Origin of the sequence: Kiloniella antarctica, from assembly GCF_042682825.1 — a bacterium.
GTDB lineage: Bacteria > Pseudomonadota > Alphaproteobacteria > Kiloniellales > Kiloniellaceae > Kiloniella > Kiloniella antarctica.
Genome location: NZ_JBHUII010000001.1, coordinates 231,617 through 256,050, shown reverse-complemented (window position 1 = coordinate 256,050; position 24,434 = coordinate 231,617). Strand labels below are relative to the sequence as shown.

General features: G+C 46.4%; 22 protein-coding genes, 1 tRNA gene, 1 pseudogene and 1 riboswitch. Of the genes and pseudogenes, 13 read left to right on the top strand and 11 right to left on the bottom strand.

The features are described 5' to 3' along the window. Positions 1-23: 23 nt before the first annotated feature. The 5 genes from ACFSKO_RS01215 to ACFSKO_RS01195 form a co-directional block, all read right to left on the bottom strand. A complete protein-coding gene (locus ACFSKO_RS01215; protein ID WP_380247544.1) occupies positions 24-1,328 on the bottom strand; it encodes an MATE family efflux transporter in 1,305 nt (434 codons plus the stop codon). 216 nt (positions 1,329-1,544) lie between these two features. Then, positions 1,545-1,886: a hypothetical protein gene (locus tag ACFSKO_RS01210; protein ID WP_380247542.1), complete on the bottom strand. Its 342-nt coding sequence runs from the start codon at positions 1,884-1,886 to the stop codon at positions 1,545-1,547. Between the two features lie 36 nt (positions 1,887-1,922). Next, positions 1,923-2,127, bottom strand: a riboswitch (cobalamin riboswitch). Between the two features lie 129 nt (positions 2,128-2,256). Beyond that, positions 2,257-3,141, bottom strand: coding sequence for a transglycosylase SLT domain-containing protein (locus ACFSKO_RS01205; protein ID WP_380247540.1), 885 nt, complete (start codon positions 3,139-3,141; stop codon positions 2,257-2,259). A 117-nt stretch (positions 3,142-3,258) separates the two neighbouring features. Next, positions 3,259-3,432: a hypothetical protein gene (locus tag ACFSKO_RS01200; protein ID WP_380247538.1), complete on the bottom strand. Its 174-nt coding sequence runs from the start codon at positions 3,430-3,432 to the stop codon at positions 3,259-3,261. 388 nt (positions 3,433-3,820) lie between these two features. After that, complete coding sequence (locus ACFSKO_RS01195; protein WP_380247536.1) at positions 3,821-4,768, bottom strand: N-formylglutamate amidohydrolase; 948 nt, start codon at positions 4,766-4,768, stop codon at positions 3,821-3,823. A 184-nt stretch (positions 4,769-4,952) separates the two neighbouring features. On the opposite strand from ACFSKO_RS01195, the gene ACFSKO_RS01190 reads away from it, so the two are divergent. Beyond that, complete coding sequence (locus tag ACFSKO_RS01190; protein WP_380247534.1) at positions 4,953-5,321, top strand: response regulator; 369 nt, start codon at positions 4,953-4,955, stop codon at positions 5,319-5,321. 140 nt (positions 5,322-5,461) lie between these two features. Then, positions 5,462-5,536, top strand: a tRNA-Val gene (locus ACFSKO_RS01185). Between the two features lie 55 nt (positions 5,537-5,591). Here the strand turns inward: ACFSKO_RS01185 and ACFSKO_RS01180 are convergent. The 4 genes from ACFSKO_RS01180 to ACFSKO_RS01165 all read right to left on the bottom strand — a co-directional run bounded on the left by ACFSKO_RS01180 (position 5,592) and on the right by ACFSKO_RS01165 (position 10,696). After that, on the bottom strand, positions 5,592-6,959 hold the full coding sequence (locus ACFSKO_RS01180; protein ID WP_380247532.1) for a TRAP transporter large permease: 1,368 nt from the start codon (positions 6,957-6,959) through the stop codon (positions 5,592-5,594). Positions 6,960-6,961: 2 nt separating this feature from the next. Next, positions 6,962-7,609: a TRAP transporter small permease subunit gene (locus tag ACFSKO_RS01175; RefSeq protein ID WP_380247531.1), complete on the bottom strand. Its 648-nt coding sequence runs from the start codon at positions 7,607-7,609 to the stop codon at positions 6,962-6,964. Positions 7,610-7,676: 67 nt separating this feature from the next. After that, entirely contained in the window at positions 7,677-8,744 is a 1,068-nt protein-coding gene (locus tag ACFSKO_RS01170; protein ID WP_380247529.1) for a TRAP transporter substrate-binding protein, read from the bottom strand. Between the two features lie 323 nt (positions 8,745-9,067). Then, entirely contained in the window at positions 9,068-10,696 is a 1,629-nt protein-coding gene (locus ACFSKO_RS01165; protein ID WP_380247527.1) for a GMC family oxidoreductase, read from the bottom strand. A 240-nt stretch (positions 10,697-10,936) separates the two neighbouring features. On the opposite strand from ACFSKO_RS01165, the gene ACFSKO_RS01160 reads away from it, so the two are divergent. Then, complete coding sequence (locus tag ACFSKO_RS01160) at positions 10,937-11,851, top strand: LysR family transcriptional regulator (protein ID WP_380247525.1); 915 nt, start codon at positions 10,937-10,939, stop codon at positions 11,849-11,851. Between the two features lie 6 nt (positions 11,852-11,857). Here ACFSKO_RS01160 and ACFSKO_RS01155 read toward each other — a convergent pair whose 3' ends face one another. Next, complete coding sequence (locus tag ACFSKO_RS01155) at positions 11,858-13,015, bottom strand: iron-containing alcohol dehydrogenase (RefSeq protein ID WP_380247522.1); 1,158 nt, start codon at positions 13,013-13,015, stop codon at positions 11,858-11,860. Between the two features lie 199 nt (positions 13,016-13,214). Continuing rightward, positions 13,215-13,928, bottom strand: coding sequence for a sulfite exporter TauE/SafE family protein (locus ACFSKO_RS01150; RefSeq protein WP_380247520.1), 714 nt, complete (start codon positions 13,926-13,928; stop codon positions 13,215-13,217). A 214-nt stretch (positions 13,929-14,142) separates the two neighbouring features. On the opposite strand from ACFSKO_RS01150, the gene ACFSKO_RS01145 reads away from it, so the two are divergent. The 10 genes and pseudogenes from ACFSKO_RS01145 (at position 14,143) to glcF (ending at position 24,337) form a co-directional block, all read left to right on the top strand. Further along, a complete protein-coding gene (locus ACFSKO_RS01145) occupies positions 14,143-15,375 on the top strand; it encodes an MFS transporter (RefSeq protein ID WP_380247518.1) in 1,233 nt (410 codons plus the stop codon). Positions 15,376-15,632: 257 nt separating this feature from the next. Next, positions 15,633-16,985, top strand: coding sequence for a pilus assembly protein TadG-related protein (locus tag ACFSKO_RS01140; RefSeq protein ID WP_380247516.1), 1,353 nt, complete (start codon positions 15,633-15,635; stop codon positions 16,983-16,985). Continuing rightward, positions 16,982-17,587 carry a TadE/TadG family type IV pilus assembly protein gene (locus ACFSKO_RS01135; RefSeq protein ID WP_380247514.1) on the top strand — a complete coding sequence of 202 codons (606 nt, stop codon included), beginning with the start codon at positions 16,982-16,984 and terminating at the stop codon, positions 17,585-17,587. The genes ACFSKO_RS01140 and ACFSKO_RS01135 overlap by 4 nt, the downstream gene beginning before the upstream one ends. Next, complete coding sequence (locus tag ACFSKO_RS01130) at positions 17,587-18,216, top strand: TadE/TadG family type IV pilus assembly protein (RefSeq protein WP_380247512.1); 630 nt, start codon at positions 17,587-17,589, stop codon at positions 18,214-18,216. Before ACFSKO_RS01135 ends, ACFSKO_RS01130 begins: the two co-directional genes overlap by 1 nt. Positions 18,217-18,432: 216 nt before the next feature. Then, a complete protein-coding gene (locus ACFSKO_RS01125) occupies positions 18,433-19,371 on the top strand; it encodes a class I SAM-dependent methyltransferase (protein WP_380247510.1) in 939 nt (312 codons plus the stop codon). 183 nt (positions 19,372-19,554) lie between these two features. Next, positions 19,555-19,680 carry a type B 50S ribosomal protein L36 gene (gene ykgO / locus ACFSKO_RS01120; protein ID WP_046503444.1) on the top strand — a complete coding sequence of 42 codons (126 nt, stop codon included), beginning with the start codon at positions 19,555-19,557 and terminating at the stop codon, positions 19,678-19,680. Positions 19,681-19,860: 180 nt separating this feature from the next. Continuing rightward, positions 19,861-21,348 carry an FAD-linked oxidase C-terminal domain-containing protein gene (locus ACFSKO_RS01115; protein ID WP_380247507.1) on the top strand — a complete coding sequence of 496 codons (1,488 nt, stop codon included), beginning with the start codon at positions 19,861-19,863 and terminating at the stop codon, positions 21,346-21,348. A gap of 313 nt (positions 21,349-21,661) precedes the next feature. Beyond that, positions 21,662-21,961: pseudogene (locus ACFSKO_RS01110) on the top strand (FAD-binding protein); the annotation flags it as partial. A 9-nt stretch (positions 21,962-21,970) separates the two neighbouring features. After that, on the top strand, positions 21,971-23,014 hold the full coding sequence (locus tag ACFSKO_RS01105; RefSeq protein WP_380249408.1) for an FAD-linked oxidase C-terminal domain-containing protein: 1,044 nt from the start codon (positions 21,971-21,973) through the stop codon (positions 23,012-23,014). Between the two features lie 9 nt (positions 23,015-23,023). Further along, complete coding sequence (glcF, locus tag ACFSKO_RS01100) at positions 23,024-24,337, top strand: glycolate oxidase subunit GlcF (protein ID WP_380247505.1); 1,314 nt, start codon at positions 23,024-23,026, stop codon at positions 24,335-24,337. Positions 24,338-24,434 lie beyond the last annotated feature (97 nt).

Sequence of the window (24,434 nt, the reverse complement as noted above, 5' to 3'; positions counted from 1 at the left end):
AGTAGGGGGGAGTTGATCGTGAATTATCCAATAGATCGAGCAAGTGCAGGGTAATACCTCAATAAAGTAAGTCCACGGGCCGCCATATAAATTGACATCGAGAACCAGAGACCGTGATTTCCCCATAAAGGTACGAAAATCCAACAGCTACCTAAGAATATAATCAAGCATTGGATCATTGCATTCCTAAGCTCTTTGGTTTGTGTCGTGCCTATGAATATGCCATCAAGTTGAAAACTTGTGACACTAATCATAGGCATTAAAATGACCCATGGTAGATAGTTATGGGCAATTTCTTTTACACTGTTGATATCGGTAAATAGGCCAATAATCATTGATCCTGAAAGATAGAAAATCAGAGAAAAAACGACCGAGGTAAGTAAGGCCATAAAGCTGCTGGCTTTTACGACATTTCGAAATTCGGTGTTGTCTTTTTTACCTTTGGCATAGCCCGTCGTTATTTCTGCCGCATGTGCAAAGCCATCCAGCCCATAAGCAGAAAAATACATGAATTGCATTAGAATTGCATTTGCAGCAAGTGTGCTGTCACCAAGATTAGCTCCAACACGTGTGAAGTAGGCAAAAGAGAAGATCAGACATAATGTTCGGATAAATATGTCGCGGTTTACCGTAAAGAGGGACCGAATATGGGATGCTTCAAGTACATTTCCCCACTTTATTTTTTGTTCGAGAAAATGAGAACGTTTCAGGATGAACCAAATTCCGGCAATGAGGCCAACAGCTTCTGCAATAACAGTGGCCAGCGCCACGCCCTCCACACCCCAACCAAGCTCAATAACAAAAAGTAAATCCAAGAGGATATTTACAGTATTGATTAGAACTTGAAGCAGGAAAGTTAAGCGTGGCTCCCCTTTTCCAATCAACCACCCAATAACGGCATAGTTTGCGAGGGTTACCGGAGCACTCCATATCCGTATGTAGCTGTAATCAAGGGATAGAGTACGAACTTGCTCGCTTCCGTCAATCAAATCAACACATAGCTTTAATAGGGGGGCTTGGAAAAGTATCAGCAGACAGCCAAGCATAATCGAGAGTACAAGCGGACGCAGTAACGAGGCCTGTTGCTCGTCTTTGTTTTCGGCACCAAAGGATTGAGCTGTAAAGCCAACAGTACCCATTTTAAGAAACCCGAAACCCCAAAATAAGAAGCTGAAAATTGTGCTCCCCACTGCGACACCACCAATATAAGCCGGATCAGGGAGATGACCCATCACGGCAGTGTCGACAGCCCCTAATAGAGGGACCGTCAGATTAGAGATGATAAGGGGGGTCGCAAGAACAAGAATGCGTTTGTATTGATCGGTCAAAAAAGCCTGCTGTGTCGATTGACAATAAAAAAGACGTCATGATTAGAAAAGGTCAGCCCCTTTATATGAAAACACAAGCCAACCTTTTCTATTTATCAGTAAAATCTTATTTTAAACAAGCTTATTGGCAGAGAGAAAAAGGAGGACAAAAAGACTCTTTAGATTAGACACAGTATGTGTTCGCCAAAGGTCGCGGTGTCTGCCTTCGTCTTTTTTTCAGTTGTGATATCTACGTTGGGATCTGGTCTTCCGTCGACAATTCGACAGGCGGGATTGGGGATACTCTGCTGTTTGTTTTAAAAATCCAAGGGTTTTGATCGCTCCTTCATTGGATTTTACTGCGAGATCCTCGTATTTATCCAGCAAGCGTTTGGCGGCTGATGCTGGATCAAGCTCGTTTGGGAGACTCAAAATCCAAGCCAGGATAGCGTCTTCGGCAGGCGTACGTTTGCAGCTGTCGATCATTACCATTTGATGGATAATCGACTTGGGGTCGTCATTGAGTTTTGTATGTGAAAATGTTTCAGTATGACCGATATCAGTCGTAAGAGTCGACATTGTACTATCTCCTCCGGTGCACCCCGCCCGGGTTAATGGTTGAACAATGCGATGGCAGGTCTCCTGGCTCATGGATCATCAACTTTTGTCTAATCCTTCCCGATCTCCTTGTTGAGATCAGTGGGCAACATGACAAAGTCTAACCACTTACAGTTGCGGGGGCAGCTTTGGACTCAATCCTTTCGGACGTCACCAAATTCCCTTTTCATCCCACAGGGGGAACCTCGCGATTTAGGAAACGTTACTTGAGGAATGGGGCGAGTGTCAATTGGTGGAGAGTGTTTGATCGGTAAATTAGAGAAGAAAGCCTCATCCGTTTAAGAAAGTGTCGCATATGTCATATTTGCTCTACTTGGTTTCAAATCGGACGTTAGGATTCTTGTTTCTTGATAGTGTAAAATAGTCGTGTCGCGATAGAGCGATTATCCAATGATTGTTTAGGAGTATCCGCAATAATCATTTGTGTCGGTGTCGGTGTCGGTGTCGATACATTTTTGGTGATGTTGTTGTCCGCGGGGGTGTTTTTAGTAATATTTTTCTTTCGTGGGCTCGATTTGGGCACGTTTTTGATAAGCTTGGGATCAGCCTCAACCTTGATATGTGTTACAGAAATGGCGCCGGGCTGTCTGGCCTTAATGGCGGCTTGCTTTATCGCCTTTTTTTCTAAGGCCGCAATTCGCATTTCTTTATTAAGACGATGTTTTTCATCCCTCCAAGCTTTAAGAACTTTGCGCCTGTAGGGAGTGCTAAATTCTTGGTTATATGAATGATAGCGTCCAACAGCAGAAGTCCATGATGGAGATTTTTTACGTAAATCAATGAGAAATTGAGCAGCATAGGCAACGTTTGTCTGTGGGTCGAAGGCGGCCTCTAAATTAGAAAAAGCTTTGGCGTGATGATGAAGGTTAACTTGCATACAACCAACGTCGATGTTCCTTACGCCCTTGGCCTTGAGCTTGCGCACCTCATTGATTGCAGCTTCTTTTGAGTGGAGATATCTGCCTTTCCCCTCTGCCATTACAGTCCAGGGCCAGGCAACTCTTGCCCCCTTTTTCTTGTCCCATTTTCCTGATTCGACCAAAGAAATCGCGCGGAGAAGGTGAAGCGGAATGGTTTTCTGCATTTCTGTTTTTGTTATAATGCCAGCACAGATGTCGCTATTACCTTTGATCTCTTGGGATAAGGCGTGCTGGCCCGTTAAAACGGTGGCCAAAAGACTTGCACTGAAAAATAAAACTAAATTACGGGGTACCATATTACTTCTCCTCTCCCCTCCTTCTCAGCAAGATATATGCCAGTATATATCTTGCTGTTGATCAAGCATCTTTATGATAGTCACTCTTGTTAGCTTGGCAGTGGATTTTTTGAGTTCTTAATCTGTTTGGATTGGCAACATTCTTGGGAGAATTTCCCAATGTGCCTTTGGGAACCGCCGGGTAACACGGCCTATATAATTTTTGGCTTCGTCTTCTTTGAATGCCAAAATTTTTATAGGTTCTTCATTTTTACGAATAAGAAAGTCTTGACGGTGCTCTGAGTGTAACATTCTCTCCTCCTTAGCTGAGGTCAAAATTTTGACGGGAAGTTCTGTACCTTCTTTAACAGTGCAAATATAAGGCCAGCGAGTTTGGAGAATCGGTTAACTATTGATTGCTATAGAAGTAAGGTGGGGAAGGTTTTTGCAGATAATTTCTCGATGGTATGATGCTTTAAGTGTTGAAATATTTAGTAATTATAAAATCTTAATATAAGTATTAAACGGACCCGTCGACGTCATTTTATCCTATACTCAGAGAGGGTGTTTTTTGGGAGGGCTTTGGTAATTAATCTTTGAGGGGGTCACTATATTTTGAAAGAACATTAATAGATCGGGCAAAATCTGCCATGCATGTCGTTTAATAAGGATCTTTATATCTAACCTTATTGGGCGCGATTTAATAGTCGAGAGAATTTACGTCTATGGTTCCGACCTTTAATACGATCTGCTCCATGAGAGATCGGATATCGTCTATCTCCGGGCGTCGTTCAATAGCTTCTTCGTTCATATATAAATGTCTGGAGATTTCAATTTGAAGACAGTTTATTCCCAAAGATGGCTCACCATAGTGTTGGGTTATAAAGCCGCCAGGATAGGGGGTATTGTTTAGCACCCGATAGTCTTTAGCCTTGAGAATAGATTCAACAGTTTTACCGATGATGCTTGAACTGGACTTTCCAAATCTGTCTCCAAGTACAAAATCGACTTTGGCGGGCCTTGGGTTATTTTTTGTCGCTTGGGTTGAGAGGATGGGCATGGAGTGACAATCGATGAGGATGCAAAAGCCAAACTTTCGTTTCGTTGTATCAACGAGTTGCCGTAAAACTTGATGGTAGGGCCAGTAAAATTTTTCTATCCGCTCTTTTGCTTCTGCAAAAGTGAGTTTGTCTTTATAGATTAGGGTATCGCTTGTCACGTTTCGCGCAATTGTACCTAGCCCAACGGCAACTCTTGGTGAGTTGGTATTGACGTAACTTGGAAGTTCGTCCTCAAACATATGAGGATCGAGTTCAAATGGTTCTCTGTTTGCATCAACAAAAGCCCGAGGAAATAATGCACAAAGCAGTGGTGCTCCAAGTTTGGGAGCATTTTGAAAAAGCTCATCTACGAAACTATCCTCGGAGCGTCTTAGATTATGGCTATCAAGCCGTGAGCCTTCGATGAAAGACGTTGGATAATTGTTTCCACTGTGGGGGGAGGAGAGAACAACCGGCAAAGTCTGTTCTTGGGGAAGGTGCAGGCGATAAGATTCGGTTTCATTTACGACACCAATACCCAGATCCGTTGTTGTCGGTGTGGGGAGAGTCGGTTGCTTATTTCCCATCTCGTTCATATCAAAAGTCATAAGTTCTCTGCCAAGGTACGTCGTTTATTCTTATGCATCGATGTTCTTAGCTTCAATCCAAGTCTCTCATCTAAATTTTGTAATTTTGTGCTTATGATTAAAGGTTACTATAGTCTGTAGAATAACCCAATAAGGGACTGTGGGATTTTGAATAAACATTTATGTTTTATAAAGTTGGTACGCAATGGCAGATATTCTACTTGCGGAAGATGATGATAATCTGAGGTATTATCTGCAGCGTGCGTTAGAGCGTGCTGGGCATAAGGTTGTCGCAGCAGCAAATGGTCTTGAAGCCGAAGAAACTCTCTCCTTTCATCGTTTTGATCTGGTTTTGACAGATGTTGTGATGCCAGAAAAAGGCGGGATTGATCTCGCGAAGGCTGCGCGTCAGTTTCATCCTGATATCAGAGTGATGTTCATCACAGGATTTTCTGGAGTGGTTCTTAGTGAAGCTGAGGGGATGTTTGGAGAAGCAACTCTATTGTCGAAGCCTTTTCATCTTAAAGAACTGGTGATTCAAGTTGAAAAGGTTTTGGCGAGTTCCAGGCGATAGTTTAAATTAAAACTTACCTGATGAAATGGGCAATAGATAATAAGATGTAACTATTGTTGAAAACTTCCTTTAAACACTTGTCAAACATCTAACAGTTTGATACTTCCCTTTCCACCGAGAGAGGTAACTCGTCGGGTACAGGGCGCATAGCTCAGCGGTAGAGCACTTCGGTGACATCGAAGGGGTCGTAGGTTCAAACCCTACTGCGCCCACCATGAAAACCTCAAGGGAAACCTTGGGGTTTTTCTTTTATCCGCTCATTATTCCAAATTAGTTACCATAGGCGACATTCGGCAACCAGGTTACGATCTTTGGGAAGTAATATATCAAGGTAAGACCCAGCAGCTGTAGCAGGATAAAGGGCGCGACACCTTTGTAGATGTGGGTGACTTTAATCTCTGGCGGGCATACCCCTTTAATATAGAACAGGGCAAAGCCGACAGGGGGTGTGAGGAACGATGTTTGCAAACAGACAGCGAACAGGATAGTAAACCAGACCAGATCGAACCCCATTGCCTGAACGACAGGGGCCACAAGCGGTAAAATGATCAGGGTGATTTCGACCCAATCGAGGAAAAATCCAAGTAAAAATACGATAAACAGTATGGTGAGCAAAACGCCGTCGGGACCAAAGGGCAATCCGGTTAGGGCATCTGCAATGACCTCATCTCCGCCGAGACCTCGCAATACGACGGAAAAAGCTGTGGCACCCACAAAAATTGCAAAGATAAAGGATGCCGTTTTGGTGGTGGAATAAAGCGTATCTTTGATGACGCTGAGACTTAACCGCCTGTTTGCCGCTGCCAGTGCCATGGCACCTGCAGCGCCAACGCCAGAAGCTTCTGTTGGGGTTGCAACGCCCGCAAAAATAGATCCTAGAACCAGTAAAATCAAACCTGCAGTTGGCAGGACGGCCTTTACAACATCCCAAGCGACAGACAAGTCAACTTTTTCTCGATTTGGGTCAACAGGGGCAACGGAAGGTTTAAGGTAAGCGAGAACCAGCACATAAGTTACATACATTGCCCCGAGCATTATACCTGGGAAGAAGGCGCCCATAAAAAGGTCACCAACGGATGCTTCCGGCGTTGCAAGGCGGTCAGCCATCAAAACCAGCATGATAGATGGGGGGATAAGGATGCCTAGGGTTCCCGTTGCGCAGGCGGTTCCGACTGCAAGTTCTTTTGAATAACCACTACGCATCATTATCGGCAGAGAGAGCATGCCGAGTAGGACAACGGAAGCACCGATAATCCCGGTAGTTGCAGCCAAGAGTACGCCGATTACAATCACGGTTACTGCATAACCACCTCTAACGCCGCCAAATAACTTCACCATATTTGTCATCAGGCGCTCTGCTACCCCGGATTGGTCAAGCATGATACCCATGAAAATAAACATGGGCAGGGCAACCAGTGTTTCGCTTCCGACTAGTCCCCAAAGTCGCTCGGGAACCAGTCCGATTGAGCTGCCCCAGTCAAACCAGAGATCTGCGCCGAACTGTTCAACTGAAATGATACCAATAAATGTCCAGATAACGGCCGTGCCGGCAAGGACCCATGCAACTGGAAAGCCACTAAATAAGAGTACGCCGAAGGTGGCAAACATGCCTATTACAAAGAGAGTGGTCATCTCCATGATCATTTCTCCCTTTCAAGTGTGCTGTTATTTGGTTTTGTGGAGGTATCTGTCTTTACAGCATGGGGAAAGCCGAAGAGAAGAGATGTTACCTTTAATAGTCGGGAAGTGGTGGCCACTATCAATAGTCCAACCGACAGAGGAAGAAAGGATTTCAGAACCCATCTCATAGGAAGGCCCCCCGGAGCTTGGGAGCGTTCTCCTTGTTCAAAAGAACTCAGGGCATAGGGGATGACTTCCCACAATGCGATGATAAGAAAGGGCATTAAAAGGAGCAAGATACCAAGAAACTCGCACCAAGCTTGAGTTTTTAATGAAAAGCGCTCGTGAAGGACATCAACCCGAACATGGTCGTCGTGTACGACTGTATAAGAAAGACCGACCAGCCAAGCTGCGCCCGCGAGATGCCATTGAACTTCTTCCAACATCACTGATCCATGAGAAAATACATAACGCGAAATCACGGAGTATAAAATAACCCCGACGGTTATGACCCATAGCCAGGAAAACAAAATCCCTATGCGGTTAATGAACGAATCAAGCTGATCTGAGAGTATCGTGCGCGGCAACTCAGTATGATGAATTATTTCATGTTCAATATCGGTTAAACTGTGAGGGTGGCCCTCGGTTTTCCGAAGTTTGTCTTCCATGTCAATTCTTCCTCATACATACGCTGTCTACGCACGATACTTTATCATTTTGATTTTGGCTTACGTACTACTTGAGTAGCTCAGTTGGCAGGTAGGCATGTTCATCCCAAATCACATATTCTGCTTGAAATGCTTGTTGTGATTCCAGTGCGCGTTTGAAATCAGCATCGCCTGCAGCTTCTTCCGCTAGAACGTCATTGGTTATGTCTTTTAATTGCTTCAAAATAGGCATTGGGATCTTGCCAATGTTAATGCCTTCAGCCGCAAGTTTAGTCAAAACAGCACCATTTTTATATTCGCCTTCGGCTAGACCACGAAGTACACCTGCTGTACAGGTTGCTTCGATCAAGGCTTTTTGTGCCGGAGTTGTACTCTTCCATTCATCGCCGTTGATTAGCATGTACTGCGCTGTGAACGGTTGGTGCCATCCTGGGAACAGATTATTCTTCACGATCTGATTAAATCCAAGGATTTGGTCAATGGCAGGCATGGAAAACTCTGTCGCATCAATGGTACCCTTTTCCAGAGCCTGGAATAGTTCTCCGCCCGGTAACATTGTCACAGAGGCACCAAGTTTCTCCATAACTTTACCTCCTAGCCCGGCAAAGCGAATTTTCATCCCCTTGTAATCATCCAAACTTGTGATCGGTTCTTTGTACCAACCAGCTGTTTCTGGGCCGATAATACCGCATAGTTGTGCGTGTACGTTGAAGCCTTTATTAGCGTAAACTTCCTGTAACATTTCTTCGCCACCGCCGTAGAGATACCAACCTGCAAATGCGGGAGGCTTTAGACCGAAAGGTACAGCTGCGAATAGAGGAAGAGCGGGTACTTTACCTTGATCGTATCCAATCCAGGTATAACCTGCACTGACTTTGCCGTCGGAAACCGCCTGTAAAATTTCAAATGGCGGAAGTAATTCTTTGGGTTCATATACTTTAATTTTCAGAGAACCGTCACTTGCTGTCGTGATCTTGTCTGCAACCCATGCAGCAGGGGAGCCAAGCCCTGGGAGTTTTGTCGAAAAGGCTACGGGCATTTTCCAGCGTAAGTCATCGGCTTGGGCTGCGCTGAAGGCGGATAAACCTGCTGTGACAACAGCTGCGGATAGAAATAGATTTTTAATTTTTGACATTGAATGCCTCCCTTAGAGATTCAAAAACAAATTATGCTTCTTTTCTTTTGAAATGTTTCAAAACAAACAGATGCTTAACGTATTCTGTGATGAAGGTGGCTGATTTTCTACAAGACGTAATGTCGGTTACCCCAAGGTCAGATTTATTTTACCTGGGTAATTCTCTTTTTTCTATTGTAGCATTGCGTCATTCAGCAACCCTCTTACGATACTCAATCGATTATGAATGAGTGTAAGTGATTTTTTTATACTGATTTTGATAAGTTGGTACTGAACATCTCCTTTTTGATATTTGACTTCTTGTTATTTGTAGCGAATTGGAACTAAGCGTTTCTATCAGCCTTGATCATGTCGGCTGCTTTTTCTGCAATCATAATTGTTGGGGAATTTGTGTTGCCACTGATGATCGTTGGCATAATCGAAGCGTCAGCGATACGCAGGCCACGCAAACCATGGACACGGAGACGATCGTCAACAACAGACATGTCGTCTGTTCCCATTTTACAAGTGCTTACGGGATGGAAGATAGTAGTGCCTATCTTGCTGGCGGCGATGGCCAAATCATCATCGCTATCAATACTTGATCCGGGTAGATATTCTTCTGGCTTGTATTTTTGAAAGGCGGGTTGAGAAGTTATTTTTCGGGCAAGGCGGATAGAATCAGCTGCGACTTGACGATCGCCTGGGGTGGAAAGGTAATTGGGTTGAATTTCAGGGTGGGTAAAAGGATCTGGCCCTTTAACACTGACATGGCCACGACTTTCTGGGCGTAAATTACAGATACTTGCTGTAAAGGCTGGGAAATCGTGAAGAGGGTCACCAAATTTATCTAGAGAAAGAGGTTGAACATGGAACTCAACATTAGGCGTTTCATAGGCGGCGTTAGTTTTTGCAAAGGCCCCGAGTTGAGAGGGGGCCATGGACATGGGGCCACTGCGTGAAATTGCGTACTCAAGGCCAATACCGATACGTCCGAGCAGGCTGTTGGCACGTTCGTTAAGAGTGGGAATGCCTTCAACTTTATAGATGCACCTTAGCTGTAGGTGGTCCTGGAGGTTTTCGCCGACGCCTTTGAGTGAATGAACAGGATCGATCCCGTTATCTTTAAGACGTTTATCCCCACCGATCCCCGAAAGTTGAAGGATCTGAGGAGATCCAATGGCCCCAGCGGAAAGGATGGTTTCGCCTGTGCTCTGGATGCGGGCATCCTGGTCGCCCAAACGTATATCGGCACCCGTTACACGGCCTTCTTTGATGGTTAGTTTCTTAACCTGAGCGTGGGTGAAAATAGCAAGATTTTCCCGGTTTTTTACTGGCCTCAGAAAACCCTTGGATGTGTTCCAACGCCATCCACGGCGCTGGTTGACGTGAAAATAACCACAGCCTTCATTATTTCCGCGGTTAAAGTCGTCGGTTTTGGGAATACCTGCCTCTTCTGCGGCATCGCGAAAAACTTCGAGAATTTCCCATTGCAAGCGTTGCTTTTCAACCCGCCACTCACCTCCTTGGCGATGGAAGTCGTCAGCTGGAACTGCTTGCTGATCTTCTGATTTGAGGAAATAGGGCAGGACATCGTCCCAACCCCAGCCAAGATTGCCGAGTTGCCGCCATTGATCGTAATCCTGAGCCTGGCCACGCATATAAATCATGCCGTTGATCGATGAACAGCCGCCGAGAACACGCCCGCGTGGATAGTTCAGCATACGTCCGCCGAGACCTGGAACAGGTTCGGTTTTAAAGCCCCAATCCGTACGTGGATTTCCCATGCAGTGCAGATAGCCGACGGGGATGTGTATCCACATATAGTTGTCTTTGCCGCCTGCTTCGAGGAGGGCGACTTTGACGCTTGGATCTTCTGACAATCGGTTGGCGAGCACGCACCCGGCACTGCCAGCACCGATGACAACATAGTCGAATGTTCCAAGATCTTTTATCTGGGATTCATTCTTCATAGATTTTCACTTGCCCTTAACAACACTTAACCCCAGACTTAAATCAACAGCCTTCATCTTTTGTCCTGCAATACAGGATTTGAATCTTTGGCTATGTCGCGCTTGATAAAAATTGGCTGCTTATGATTGATGTTTGTTTAAGCCAATTAGGTGCACGTTTCATTTTGTTACACGACAGTGATGATTATTAATGATCATTAAAATGTGCAATTTTGTATTTGTCTGTGCTATTTTGCATAAATGATTGCAGATAAACTTAATTGGAACGACCTTCGGTACTTTGTGGAAGTTGCCCATAGGGGAAGATTGTTGACGGCGGCTAAGCGGCTTGGTGTCAACCACACAACTGTTGCACGGCGGATCTCTGCACTGGAAAACGCGCTCGAAGTAAAGCTGTTTGAGCAAGACGAGAGCGGGTATCACCTCACTGATGTCGGAGAGAATCTTTTGCCCTTAGCCCAACAGATGGAAGATATCTCGGAGCTTGCAAAAGAACGTGCCCAACTTTCTGGACAGTCACTGTCGGGAAATATTCGCATTGGAGCACCAGATGGATTTGGGAACTCTTTTCTTTCAGAGCAGATCACAGAGTTTCTGATTGAGAATTCAGGTTTGACGATTGAGCTCTTGCCCGTTCCTCTGACGCATAACCTGCTGAAAAGAGAAGTCGATCTTTATATTACCTTTGAAGAAACCACGAATAAAAATATCTTCTGCCGCAAGATCACGGATTATAAATTGTATCTTTATACATCCCAAAAATTTATTGAGGCCAATAACATTGACCTAACGGATGCTGGCGAAATAACCAGCGCACCCTTTGCCAGCTATGTGGATGATATTCTCTATACAGAGCATTTGAGTTTCAATAAGCACATCAATAGTAATTTGAATAATCAATTCCAAAGCTCAACTTTTAATGCACAGCAGCAGTTTGTTGCCAATGGAGGAGGCTTTGGTGTGTTGGCTTATTATATGGCCTGTAAAGATCCTCGTTTGATCCCGGTATTTACGGATAAATATAGCTTTACCCGTTCGTACTGGATGCAAACACCCCTGGAACTCCGGCGGTTGGCGAGTGTCCGAAAACTGGAAAAGAAGATCATGACGCAGGCGCGCCAAAACCAGGCTCAGTTTATGCCAGAAGATATTTGAAGTGAATTACCACGCGGCTTGGTAAATTGAGAGAGCGTCTTCTTCTCTGAGTTCTCTTGGATTGTTAATCAGAAGTCGGGTTTGATTCATGGCATCCTTGGCCAATTGGGGAAGGATGTCTTGGGGAATATCCATTTCTCGCAGGGTTTGTTGCAGCCCGCAGCGTTTGGATAACGCGGCCATCGCCTCGTAAAAGGCTTGTGCCCGTTCTGGCCCTTCTAACTTTGCAATTTCAGGAAAAGCATAAGGCGCGATATCGGCGTAGGGCTGAGGTGTCGTTTTTGAGTTGAACTTCAATACGTGAGGTAAAACCAGCGCGTTTGAAAGGCCGTGCGGGATATGGAAGTGACCTCCGAGCGGGTAGGCCAAGGCATGTACGGCGGCGACGGGAGAATTGGCAAAAGCCTGCCCCGCGAGCAAAGATCCCAATAACATTTGTGATCGTGCGTTGATGTCGTTGCCATGGTGTACAGCTTGCTCCAGGGAGGCCCCCATTAAGCTCAGAGCTTCGGTGGCGAGGTTTTTCGATACTGGATTGTTGTTAGGGTTGATAGAGGTATAGGCCTCAATGGCATGAACCATGGCATCAATCCCCGTTGCGGCTGTAATGTGTGCCGGTAGATCTCGGGTCAATTCAGGATCCAAAAGGGCGATATCGGGTAGAATGACGGGCGAAACAACACCCATTTTTTCGTTGGTGCCCGTTGTGACGATTGAAATTGGCGTCACTTCTGACCCCGTTCCTGCAGTTGTAGGAATAAGGATCAGAGGAAGGCGGGGGCCTTTGGCATTGCCAACACCGTAAACCTGTTCCAGCTTTTCAGTACCAGGGGCAAGTAGGGCCACCAGCTTGGCGACATCAAGAGAAGAGCCACCTCCTAAACCAACAATAACCTCGGCACCACATTCAATGGCAATGTTTGTAGCCTCCAGAACAATTTCTTCAGGGGGATCCGCGCGGACATTGCTGTAAAGCACGGCTTCAACATCTCGTGCTTTGAGCGCTTCAAGGCAGAGATCAACAATGCCTGTGTCCAACATTCCGGGATCGGTTACGACTAAAACACGGCCCTTGAATCTGTCTTTGATGATATCCCCGAGTTTCGATAGCTGTCCGGCACCAAACAGAATGCTGGCTGAAGTATTGAAGGTAAACGGGGACATATTTTTCTCCGATATATGGAATGCCAGGTAGAAAGGCTGGTTATCTTATAATGCCAGCAATCAGAATTTTGAGCCTGTTTAGGTGCCACAAATGAAGGTCTTGAAGATTTGGAATGGGGTGGATGAAGTGAGGTTTGAACTCAAAGCCTACTGCGTTCCTTGGGACAATTTCAAGCGAAACGATAGATTTTTGGTTGTTTTATTTCAGAATTAGCGCCGAAGCTGAAAGAATAAGAATGATAGACAACCCCTGTTTATATCTTCCCTCAGGGATATGAGTGACAAGCCTTTTGCCAAAGAGCGCGGAAAAAATCGCAATAATAACCAAGCCAATTCCAGTGGGGAGGTGTTCTGGTCTTAAAATTTGATTGTCGGAATAGCTCAATAGCTTTGTGATATTGACGCCGAGTGCCGTTGCGGCCATGGCCCCGATGAAAGCCTGTTTTTCAAAACCCATACGCTCCATAGCGAGCGCTTTTATCGGGTTCCCACTGCTTAAAAGGCCAGAAAGAAACCCGTATGCGGCTGAGACGGAGATAGCAACAGTGGTTGTATGGGGCAGTGTCAGACGCAAACCGAGCTGATTAATGATGACGCTGACAATGATAAAGCCTGCAAGAATTGGCTTTAGCGGCGCCGGATCAATAACGGCGAGTGTCTCGGCACCAAGCCAGGCAAAGGGAATACTGCCAAGAGCAATAATGCGAGATAGTCGCCAGTTGATGTCCCGTCGGTAAATATAGGCCTTGGTAAAGGTTGAGGCTGTGAACAAAATGGTTGTGAGGGCTATGCAGTCTTTTAAGGGTAGTAATAAAGATCCGAGAGAGAGGACGATGAAACCACTCCCGAGACCAAAAACAGAGGAGACAAGTGATCCGCAAAAAGCGACGGCGAGAAAGGCCAAAAGTTCCATATAAGTGCTCTTCCTATATTAGTTCCCTTTCAATACGCTTATTTTCAGGAGGCCTCAACGACGCAGTTTATCCGTCGCTCCCTTTTCTATCTGTCTTTTTCAAAAGCTGTGATAAGGGGGGAACGGGTATAAAACGAAAATCCATGAATTAGTCCCGGCTCAAAATGAGAGTGTGAACGTAGGGGAGACATGGTGAAAATGGGGTAGTGAAGTTATGTGGGTAGCAATACGGTCATCTTGGGTTCTGTTTATCGGCATGGTATTTCTGATGATCAGCAACGGCCTTTTGGCCACCTTGCTAACTTTGCGTGCCAATGATTTGGGCTTTAGTGCGTCGGGTATTGGGTTGATGCAATCAGCCTATCCAGTCGGGTCATTTCTGGGCTGCTTTATTGCGCCGCGCCTGATTATGGGGGTGGGGCATATTCGGACCTTTGCCGCCTTGGCTTCTGTGGCGAGCGTTGCTGCTCTGGTTCATCTTATTACATACGACCTTTGGAGTTGGGGCGCGATGCGTCTACTTTCAGGGTTTTGTTTTTCAGGTCTGTATATTGTTGCGGAAAGTTGGCTCAATGGCCGCGCTGACAATAACACCCGGGGGAGTTTACTTTCGATTTATTTCATTATTCAGACCGGGGGGGTGACTATTGGGCAGCTTTTGTTAAATCTCTCCAGCCCGGAGGGGATTTCCCTTTTTGTTCTGGTTTCTATCCTCATTTCGTTGTCCTTGGTGCCGATGTTGATATCGGGGAGCACGACCCCCTCCTATGAATTACCAGAAAGAATTACCTTTATAGAACTATTCCGACTTTCCCCCATGGGGTTAACGGGAAGTTTTGTAAATGGTGTTTCCCAAGGAGCGCTCTATGTGGCGCTGGCTCTCTATGCAAGTGCGATTGGTTTTTCAAGTGGCGCTGTGGGAACCTTGATTGGTTTTATGACTTTAGGGGGGATGCTTGCTCAATTTCCGATGGGGAAATTGTCTGATCGGGTGGATAGGCGTTTTGTCATTGTCGGTGCGCCGATCCTGACCCTTCCGGTTTGTTATTTTCTTATCACCTTGGAAAATCCGTTGGATAGCCGTGCTTTGCTTTTTGCGGCGGTAAGTGTGGTTGGGGCCCTGGTTTTGCCGCTCTACTCAATTTGTATGGCGCATATGAACGATTACCTGAAGCCCGGACAGATGGTTGCCGCCAGTGGCTCGCTGGTTTTAATTTTTGCCATGGGGATGATATTTGGTCCTGTTCTTGGCTCCGTCGCGGTTGATTGTTATGGGCCTGAAGGGCTTTTTTATCTTCTGTCAATTACCTCAGCAGTTACAGTGAGCACAGGGCTCTTTCGCCTTTGGAACGGACAATCTCGTGTGGATAACCCGAATGCTGCAGTGGCAATGACGACAAATGTGACCCCTGAAGCGGCTAATTTGTTTCCCAAAACACGTAAATAAAACAAATTGATTTCAAAGTTAGAGTGAAGCCTGCTTCCATAGCGGTTTGAATTTCTTGACATTTTTAACATGTATTTTATATCAAATTGAATCTAAATTTATTATATTTTTTAATGGCTTAGCTTTAATTTTTTTTTAATTGTTTATCCGATATTGTTATGGGGCACTCCTGTATCAAATAAATTTTGATGAATGAAAGCTGTGGGGGTTTTAAAGAAGGGTCTGTAATGAGATCGATAAAGAGCATCGTTACAAAAATGAAATCGACAAATCGGAAGGTCATTAAAGACCTGCGTCGCCTTTGTTTTTGTGATCGGGGAGCAATACTCGTCAATTTTGGGTTAGCTGTAATTCCATTAGTTGGAATGGTTGGACTGGGTGTGGATACTGGCCGAGGGTATATTGTTAAAGCCCGTTTAAGCCAAGCCCTTGATGCGGCTGCTCTCGCGGCAGCACCCTATGCAGATGATAATGTTAAACTTCAAGCAACATTTAGAAACTATTTTGATGCCAACTTTCCGAGTGACTTTATGGGGGCAGATATCACTCTTGCGGTACCAGTTATAGAGAACAACGGTACAATCGTAACCGTTACTGCTTCAGCGACGGTAGATACGACTTTGATGCAAGTCTTAGGTAAAGATACAATGTCTGTCTCAGCTGTTGCTGAGGTTACAAGACTTATAACGCCATTAGATGTTGTTATTTCAATTGATACCACGGGCTCAATGGGGTCTTCTGATGGGTCAGGTTCCCGGTTAACTTCAGCCAAAGCGGCTGCTAATGTCCTTGTCGACAAGCTTTTTGGTGCAGAAACTGAAAGTGAGAATTTACAAGTTGCTCTCGTTCCTTGGTCTGCGGCTGTAAATGTTGCCTATCGCGGTGTGGATTACGATTCTGACTTAAATCAAGAAATCAGCGGCTTATGGTATACGAATAATTCGCCTGTTCCGTTTAGAACTGAGCCTGATGATGACTGGCTTGGCTGTGCTTATGCTCGTTATACCGATAATGGGGATAACGATGATGCTGATCACCTTTTATACGATGCGGATGTCGGTGGTATAACTTGGGATTCTTGGGACCCCATGCCAAGACGAGTTGTAAACCCTGGTAACGGCAATCTTTACACAGTTCGTTGCCCTGACTGGGGCATATCTCCTTTAACAGGAACAAAAGCAACGACGACGGCGGCGATTGGTGAGTTGGATGACCCTGAAGGAACAACAACAATTGCTCAAGGTTTGGTGTGGGCATGGCGGACGCTTATGCCTGGAGATCCTTTTGATGAAGCGAGTACAAAGAGTAATCTTCGTCGGGCAATCGTCATAATGACAGATGGTATGAACACAAGTTCATATAGAGACGCGTACCGTGGAAATCTTAATACATCCGAAATGGATGATCGTCTCGAGGCTGTTGCAGCGCAAGTTAAAGCGACTGGTGTTGATGTCTATGTCGTGGAATACCACGTCGAAACTAACCTTATGAAGTCAGTTGCGAGCGCAATGACAGCTCCTTATTATTTCCACGCTGACAATGCGGCTGATTTAGAAGCTGCATTTGATAAGATCGGCACAGAACTTTCAGAGTTGCGAGTGTCAAAATGATATCTCTGTCTAGACTCTATAATAGAAAATTTGGAAAAGAGTTTCGTGATTGTGATCGCGGTGCCTTCGCGGTGGAGTATGCCTTTGCAATGCCAGTTTTTTTGAGTCTTTTGTTGGGAACTTTTGATTTGGCCGGAATATTTTTCGGCACCATCTTGCTTGAGGGAGGGTTACGTGAGGCTGCACGCTACGGTATTACGGGCGATCTTTCTTCTGGGTTATCAAAAGAAGAGCGTATTCTTGAAACGATTAATAATCATGGCGCAGGATATGTTCGGGTTCAGCAAAGTGAACTGAAGACTCTTGTTTATAGCGATTTTGATGCAATCGGCGATCCTGAACCATTTGTCGATGCTGACGGTAATAATGCTTACGATGTTGGTGAAACATTCACAGATTTGAATTGTAATGGGAATTGGGACGCTGATGCTGGTTTCGACGGCGCTGGGAATGGATCTGAAGTGGTTTTATATACTGTTGAACACGAGAAAAAACTCATCACGGGATTTCTCGCACCTATTTTTGGGAATGATGATACTTATACATTGAAAGCGAGCGTGGCGGTTAGAAACGAACCTTATGGTGGTGGAGCTTCTTGTTGATGTTTAGTGCTTTTAATCAACTCAAAGAAATGACCTCAAACATGGGGCGGTTTAGGAGAGTTCTGCACAGAATATGTCGATGCGATCGTGGGGTCGCATTAGTTGAGCTTGCTTTGGCACTACCTATATTTATTATATTTCTAACAGGTGCGATCGAAATGACGCGCTATGTTTGGATTAATCATAAACTTTTGCGTTTAACTTCAGAAATCAGTGATTTAGTTACACAATCACCAAGCATGTCTGTAACTGAAATTAATGTTCTATTTGAAGCTGCTAACTATATCATTGAGCCCTTTGATATTCAGACCAATGGCGTGATTATTATATCTTCTGTGAGTGGTACAGCAGAAGATCCTCCACAAGTTAACTGGCGCCAATGTGGCGGGGGGAATTTGGTCGTTGCGGGGGTTGTTGGTGCAGAGGGTGCTGACGCAAACATTCCGAATGGTCTGGTTGTTAATCCTTTGGATAATATAATTATTGCAGAGGTTTATTACGATTATGAACCTTTGATGTTTGACAATATTATTAGTGATAAACAATTAACACGTGTTGCGATCCACAGTCCTCGCATTAAATCATTGATTTCAATTCTGCGTGAGGGGGGGCAAACTGACGGTTGCTAATAGCTGAAAATCCTTGCTATTAATCATTCCCTAAATTTTTAATGTAATGATTGTATTGATGAAAATGTACTTTAACGCCCAAATAGAAGGCGTATGTTAGGTTTAAGGTTGGGGGAGGCAGGTACTTTATCAACAGTTGTTTTGATGGGGTGTCTGTTAACGTTTGTAGTTTTTTATGCGATACGTTAGCCTCCTAGGCATGAGGATAAGGCTTAGATGGCGAAATCAGCCAGTACACAAGTTATGAACAGGCAGATCTCATTATTGGATCGCCTAAAGGCTTGGTGGTTTGGATACGAGTTGCGGATCGTTCCTAAAGCCCCTCCTATGCCCGTTGTAAAAGAGCATGACGTCAGGGCAGATACTCACAAATGGGAAGATCTTCGGATACAGTTGTTACAAGATGTTTGGGGCGCAGGAAACTCTACACCAGGTGACGCTGAATATATAGAAGAGCTTATCAAGCCTTTTGGGCTGGATCCTTCAAAAACGGTTCTGGATATTGGTTCCGGATTGGGAGGGGTCGGGCGAGCGATGTCCGAAAAATTCGGTGTTTGGGTTACCTGTATGGAACGAGAACATGGAATGGTCGAAGCGGGCATGGAGATTTCGACCATGGCAGGAATGGCCAAAAAAGCTCCAGTACTGACCTTTGATCCCGAGAAATTCGAATTTAAACCCAAATCATACGATTGCATCTTTTCTAAGGAATCTCTTTATACGATTCTCAATAAAGAGCAATTTTTTAAGGATACCTGTCGTGCCTTGAAGGATGGTGGGCAGTTTCTTTTTACGGACTTTGTTGCGGCTGAAGACCCTGATGAAAAGGTTTTAGCAGCGTTTAAAGAAGGTGAAGACGGGCCAGTACAGATTTGGAGTAAACTCGAATACGAAAAGGGCTTTACGACAGGCAATGTCCAAAGCCGGATCTTTGAAGATATGACCGATCGTTATCTTGCGATGGTTAAAAGTGGGTGGTCTGACTATCTCAGTGCGATCAAGGAGAGGGGATCGGATAAGGACATGGAAGAAGTTCTTGTTGCCGAGCTGGAGCTTTGGGCACGTCGAACTCATGCTATGGAATCCGGGGCGGTTCGTCTATACCGGTTCCTTGCAATTAGACAATCTCAGACACAGATGATGTCTGATTGGTAAAAGAATCCGAAAAAGACCTGAAAAGAGACTCTTTTCCCTTTTAATTCTGAAAAAAGGTGCGTATAGAAGCGCTCAGTTTTCACACTGTTTGACTAGGCAGTTGACATCTAAGAGGCCCTTACATATTGTCCGGGCTTCTTGATAGCCCGGTCAGCGGGTACATTTTTTACCAAAGGTAGGACCATGAAAGTTGTAAACTCTCTGAAGACTGCCAAGCTGCGCGATAAGAACTGCCGTGTTGTTCGTCGTCGCGGCCGGGTTTATGTCATCAACAAGAAGAATCCTCGCTTTAAAGCGCGTCAGGGTTAATCTTGCACAATCTGGCTCTTGTCAGAATGTAATTTAGAAAAAACCGCTTCTCGCAAGAGAGGGCGGTTTTTTTCTTTTTTGTCTCAAATACTATGAAACTTTCTCATCGAAAGTTTTCTTGTCCTCTTGGCCAACATCAGCAACTCTAGACGTACAAAATAAGAAGTCTGGAGAGACCTGATGAAAATGCCCGATCCCGACCAATCTATACTGGCGCGGCGAGAAGAGATTGCTGATCGCTTAAGGCTAATTGTGCCCGGTGAAGGGGTGATTATCAGTTCTCAAGAGTTACAGGTTTACGAATCTGATGGTTTGACGGCTTATCGTCAGCCTCCACTCCTTGCTGTTCTTCCAGAAAATACTCAACAAGTTAGCGAAATCCTAAAGTATTGCCATACCGAAGGGGTCAAGGTTGTTCCTCGTGGATCAGGGACCTCACTTTCGGGCGGTGCTCTGCCTTTGGCTGATGCCATCTTGCTGTGCATGGGAAAGTTTAACCAAATTCTCGACGTGGATTATGATAACCGCTGCTCCGTGGTTCAACCCGGCGTAACCAATCTTGGGATTACAAAGGCGGTTGAAGGTGATGGGTTTTATTATGCGCCAGATCCTTCCAGTCAGATTGCTTGTTCCATTGGTGGGAATGTTGCCGAGAATGCTGGTGGCGTTCATTGCCTAAAATACGGTCTGACCACAAACAATCTCCTTGGAATAGAAATGGTTCTCATTGATGGAACCGTCCTCCGGTTTGGCGGTAAGCACTTTGATGGCGCGGGCTATGACCTCCTTGGTCTTATGACAGGGTCTGAAGGCTTACTGGGCGTTGTGACTGAAGTCACAGTACGCATCTTACCCAAACCTGAGACTGCACGTGCTCTACTCCTAGGTTTTTCGACTTCTGAAGAAGGTGGGGCTTGTGTTGCTGCGATTATATCCGAGGGGATTATTCCGGGCGGTATGGAGATGATGGATAAGCCGGCGATACAAGCGGCGGAGGCCTTTGTGAATGCGGGTTATCCTCTCGATGTTGATGCTTTGCTTATCGTGGAGTTGGACGGTCCGCAGGCTGAAGTGGATTATCTTATTGAGCGCGTTTCTGATATCGCCAAGAAATCTGGGGCAGTTACCAGTCGTATAAGTCAGAACGAGGAAGAGCGTCAGTTGTTTTGGGCAGGACGGAAAGCGGCCTTCCCGGCGGTGGGGCGTTTGACGCCTGATTACTACTGCATGGATGGTACCATCCCACGCAACAAGCTCCCATTGGTTCTCAAGCGTATGCGGGAGATGAGCGCGCATTATGGACTTGGGGTCGCCAACGTTTTCCATGCGGGAGACGGTAACCTGCATCCGTTGATTATGTACGATGCGAATAATCCGGGTGAGTTGGAAAAGGCTGAAGACTTTGGCTCTGATATCCTGAGGCTGTGTGTTGAGGTTGGTGGCGTGCTGACAGGAGAGCATGGAGTTGGGGTTGAGAAGCGCGATCTGATGCCTGAAATGTTTACCGATGTAGACCTTAAGCAGCAGTTGCGGGTTAAGTGTGCGTTTGATGCGAAGGCGCTGCTCAATCCGGGGAAGGTGTTTCCGGAGCTACACCGCTGTGCAGAGCTGGGCCGCATGCATATTCATAAGGGCAAACTTCCCTTCCCGGATATCCCGCGCTTCTAAAACGCGGCAAAAACACGGCAGCAAGCAGGTCTACTGCCGGGTCTATTACGAAGTCGACCGGGCGGGTTAAATATCCACCAAAAAGCATCTACTAGTAGCCATCTAAGAAAAGCGAGCACCACGAAATAATAGGACCAAAACAATAACTACAGCCCGTCCGCGAGAGAGTGTCATGAGCTATATAAACTGGATATTGCAGCTCAGCTTGAAAACGCGGTCAGGTGGATAGCTAGCGCAAGAAGAACTAAAAGCAATAAGACCCGAAGCCCTAATAATAAACTCAATAATAACAGCCCGTCCGTGAGAGAAGATCATGAGCCATATAAAACCTGATAACGCAGCGCAGCTTGAAGAAGCGGTTCAGTGGGCGCTTGCGCAAGAAGAGACGCTGGAAGTTCTGGGCTCGGGGAGTAAAAAATCACTAGGGCGCAAGGTCGTCTGCGATCACCAGCTTGATCTCACCAGCCTCACCGGGATTACGCTTTATGAGCCTGAGGAGCTTGTGCTCTCTGCCCGCGCGGGCACGCCCTTGAACGAAATCGAAGCCGCCTTGGCCGAGCACAGTCAGTACATGGCTTTTGAGCCGCTGGACTATAGTTCTCTATTCTCTGGTTCCTTGCTTATGGGTAAACCCACCCTGGGAGAGACAAGCGCCGGAAAGGCAAATGTCGGGAAAACCAACCCCAGAAAAGAAAACCCCGGAAAAATCAACGTGGACAAGACCCACATAGGAATACGTAACTCTGGCAAATCAAATTCGGGTACGATTGGCGGCGCCATAGCCTGTAATCTGTCGGGGCCACGCCGCATAAAGGCGGGTGCGGCGCGTGATCACTTCCTGGGATTTTCGGCGGTGTCAGGTCGCGGAGAAACGTTTAAATCCGGCGGTCGGGTGGTCAAGAACGTCACGGGCTATGACATGATGAAATTGATGGCGGGATCTTATGGAACGCTTGGCGTGATGAGCGACATTACCATCAAGGTTCTGCCCGCGCCAAACGAAGAGAAAACTTACCTGCTCCACGGTTTAACAGACGCTGAAGCGATGGAGGCCATGAAGCAGGCCTTGAATTCCTCTTGCGAGATTTCATCGGCCGCCCATATTCCGCAACCCGTTGCCATGACACTCAAGACCCTTTCCAGTGATCAGGCCACCACAACCTTCCGCCTCGAAGGGCATGGCCCTTCTGTTATCTATCGGGCAGACAAACTCGAGGGCTTGTTAAAAGACTTTGGGGCAGGGCAGCTCATCGATATGGGGGATAGCCGTACTCTATGGCGAGATTTACGTGATGGAGCACCACTGGCGGGCAATCCTGATCATGCTGTCTGGCGCATTTCTGTGCCTCCCAAATCCGGCAGCGCCTATATCGAAAGCCTAAATCTAGAGCCCGATGCCAGATACTTTTATGACTGGGGCGGCGGGTTAATCTGGCTGTCTCTACCGGGCGGAGATAACGCAACGCGGCTTCGTAATAACCTGGAAAACAATGCCGAGAGCATAACGGGCCACGCCACGCTGCTGATGTCGCCAGATGGCGCACAAGACCAAGACGTTCCCAATCATCCGCTTGGCACCGGGGAACACTTGCTTATGCGCCGGGTTAAAGAGAACTTTGATCCCAAGGCTATCTTGAACCCCGGTCGTTTGTTCAGCGATCTATAGGAGCGAGATATGCAAACGAACTTTTCCCTCGCCCAACTCGCCGATCCCAATGTTGCCGAAGCCGAAGATATCCTGCGCAAATGCGTGCATTGTGGTTTCTGCACCGCGACCTGTCCGACCTATGTCCTGCTTGGGGATGAGCTGGATAGCCCGCGCGGGCGGATTTATCTGATCAAGGGTATGTTGGAAGGCGATGAAGCCGCAACCCCGGAAGTCACCAAACATGTCGACCGCTGTCTGTCGTGCCTGTCGTGCATGACAACCTGCCCGTCCGGGGTGAACTATATGCATCTGGTTGATCACGCCAGAAACCACATCGAAGAAACCTATACACGCCCGTTGTTCGAACGCGCCCTACGCAATTTGCTCAGCTTTGTGATACCGCGCCCGTTTTGGTTTCGCGGCGCTTTAAATTTGGCCTCTTTGTCTGCCCCGATCATGCGTCGGTTTTTAAGTGGACGTTTGCGCGCACTTATTGATCTCGCCCCCAAATCCATGCCTGCGCCCAGTGTTGTCGACCAACCACAAACCTTTGCGGCAAAGGGCGTCAAACGGGGTCGTGTCGCGCTTCTTTCGGGCTGTGCGCAAACCGTTCTTGCGCCATCAATCAACGAAGCAACCGTGCGGCTTCTCACGCGCCTTGGGATAGAGGTGGTGATTGCAAAGGGCGTTGGCTGCTGTGGCTCGTTAGTGCACCACATGGGCAAAGAACACGCCGCAGACCAACAGATCAAAGCGGCAATTGCGGGCTGGACGTGTGAGGTCGAAGGCGAAGGTCTGGACGCCATCATCACTAATGCTTCTGGCTGTGGCACAACGATAAAAGATTACGGCTTTATGTTGCGCAATGATCCCGATTGGGCAGTAAAGGCCGCCAAGATATCTGGACTTGCCCGGGATATTACGGAGTATCTTGTTGAAATTGGGAGTGCAGAAAATGGGGGACTTGTGATTGATCAGTCACTAAATGATCAGGCTAAAATCGTTGCGTACCACGCCCCCTGTTCCATTCAGCATGGTCAGAAAATAACAAAGCAACCAAAGCAATTGTTACAAAGCGTAGGCTTTGAGGTCCGTGACGTGCCCGAGGGTCATCTTTGCTGTGGTTCTGCTGGCACCTATAATATCATGCAGCCCGAACTCGCGGGTAAGCTTCGGGATCGTAAGATCAAAAACATCCAGTCTCTGTCACCGGATATTATCGCAACGGGAAATATCGGCTGTCAGTGCCAAATCTCTGGCGGAACCGATATCCCGGTTGTTCACAATATTGAACTTCTCGATTGGGCAACGGGTGGGCCTAAGCCCGCAGGGTTAGGATAGAGGGTCGAAGACCCCTATCAATTTTAGGATGAGATCATTCGCCGTCTTGATTGCAACACGCCGCTTAAATACGAAAATAATTTGAACCATCAAGTAT

Excerpts from the sequence above, each read along its gene's own strand:
- ACFSKO_RS01205 (WP_380247540.1), bottom strand. The coding sequence starts at position 3,141 with ATGGTACCCCGTAATTTAGTTTTATTTTTCAGTGCAAGTCTTTTGGCC.
- ACFSKO_RS01130 (WP_380247512.1), top strand. The coding sequence starts at position 17,587 with ATGTTTAGTGCTTTTAATCAACTCAAAGAAATGACCTCAAACATGGGG.
- ACFSKO_RS01140 (WP_380247516.1), top strand. The coding sequence starts at position 15,633 with ATGAAATCGACAAATCGGAAGGTCATTAAAGACCTGCGTCGCCTTTGT.
- ACFSKO_RS01200 (WP_380247538.1), bottom strand. The coding sequence starts at position 3,432 with ATGTTACACTCAGAGCACCGTCAAGACTTTCTTATTCGTAAAAATGAA.
- ACFSKO_RS01210 (WP_380247542.1), bottom strand. The coding sequence starts at position 1,886 with ATGTCGACTCTTACGACTGATATCGGTCATACTGAAACATTTTCACAT.
- ACFSKO_RS01155 (WP_380247522.1), bottom strand. The coding sequence starts at position 13,015 with ATGTCCCCGTTTACCTTCAATACTTCAGCCAGCATTCTGTTTGGTGCC.
- ykgO (WP_046503444.1), top strand. The coding sequence starts at position 19,555 with ATGAAAGTTGTAAACTCTCTGAAGACTGCCAAGCTGCGCGATAAGAAC.
- ACFSKO_RS01150 (WP_380247520.1), bottom strand. The coding sequence starts at position 13,928 with ATGGAACTTTTGGCCTTTCTCGCCGTCGCTTTTTGCGGATCACTTGTC.
- ACFSKO_RS01190 (WP_380247534.1), top strand. The coding sequence starts at position 4,953 with ATGGCAGATATTCTACTTGCGGAAGATGATGATAATCTGAGGTATTAT.
- ACFSKO_RS01195 (WP_380247536.1), bottom strand. The coding sequence starts at position 4,768 with ATGACTTTTGATATGAACGAGATGGGAAATAAGCAACCGACTCTCCCC.
- glcF (WP_380247505.1), top strand. The coding sequence starts at position 23,024 with ATGCAAACGAACTTTTCCCTCGCCCAACTCGCCGATCCCAATGTTGCC.
- ACFSKO_RS01125 (WP_380247510.1), top strand. The coding sequence starts at position 18,433 with ATGGCGAAATCAGCCAGTACACAAGTTATGAACAGGCAGATCTCATTA.
- ACFSKO_RS01145 (WP_380247518.1), top strand. The coding sequence starts at position 14,143 with ATGTGGGTAGCAATACGGTCATCTTGGGTTCTGTTTATCGGCATGGTA.
- ACFSKO_RS01175 (WP_380247531.1), bottom strand. The coding sequence starts at position 7,609 with ATGGAAGACAAACTTCGGAAAACCGAGGGCCACCCTCACAGTTTAACC.
- ACFSKO_RS01170 (WP_380247529.1), bottom strand. The coding sequence starts at position 8,744 with ATGTCAAAAATTAAAAATCTATTTCTATCCGCAGCTGTTGTCACAGCA.
- ACFSKO_RS01105 (WP_380249408.1), top strand. The coding sequence starts at position 21,971 with ATGGGTAAACCCACCCTGGGAGAGACAAGCGCCGGAAAGGCAAATGTC.
- ACFSKO_RS01160 (WP_380247525.1), top strand. The coding sequence starts at position 10,937 with ATGATTGCAGATAAACTTAATTGGAACGACCTTCGGTACTTTGTGGAA.
- ACFSKO_RS01165 (WP_380247527.1), bottom strand. The coding sequence starts at position 10,696 with ATGAAGAATGAATCCCAGATAAAAGATCTTGGAACATTCGACTATGTT.
- ACFSKO_RS01135 (WP_380247514.1), top strand. The coding sequence starts at position 16,982 with ATGATATCTCTGTCTAGACTCTATAATAGAAAATTTGGAAAAGAGTTT.
- ACFSKO_RS01180 (WP_380247532.1), bottom strand. The coding sequence starts at position 6,959 with ATGGAGATGACCACTCTCTTTGTAATAGGCATGTTTGCCACCTTCGGC.
- ACFSKO_RS01115 (WP_380247507.1), top strand. The coding sequence starts at position 19,861 with ATGAAAATGCCCGATCCCGACCAATCTATACTGGCGCGGCGAGAAGAG.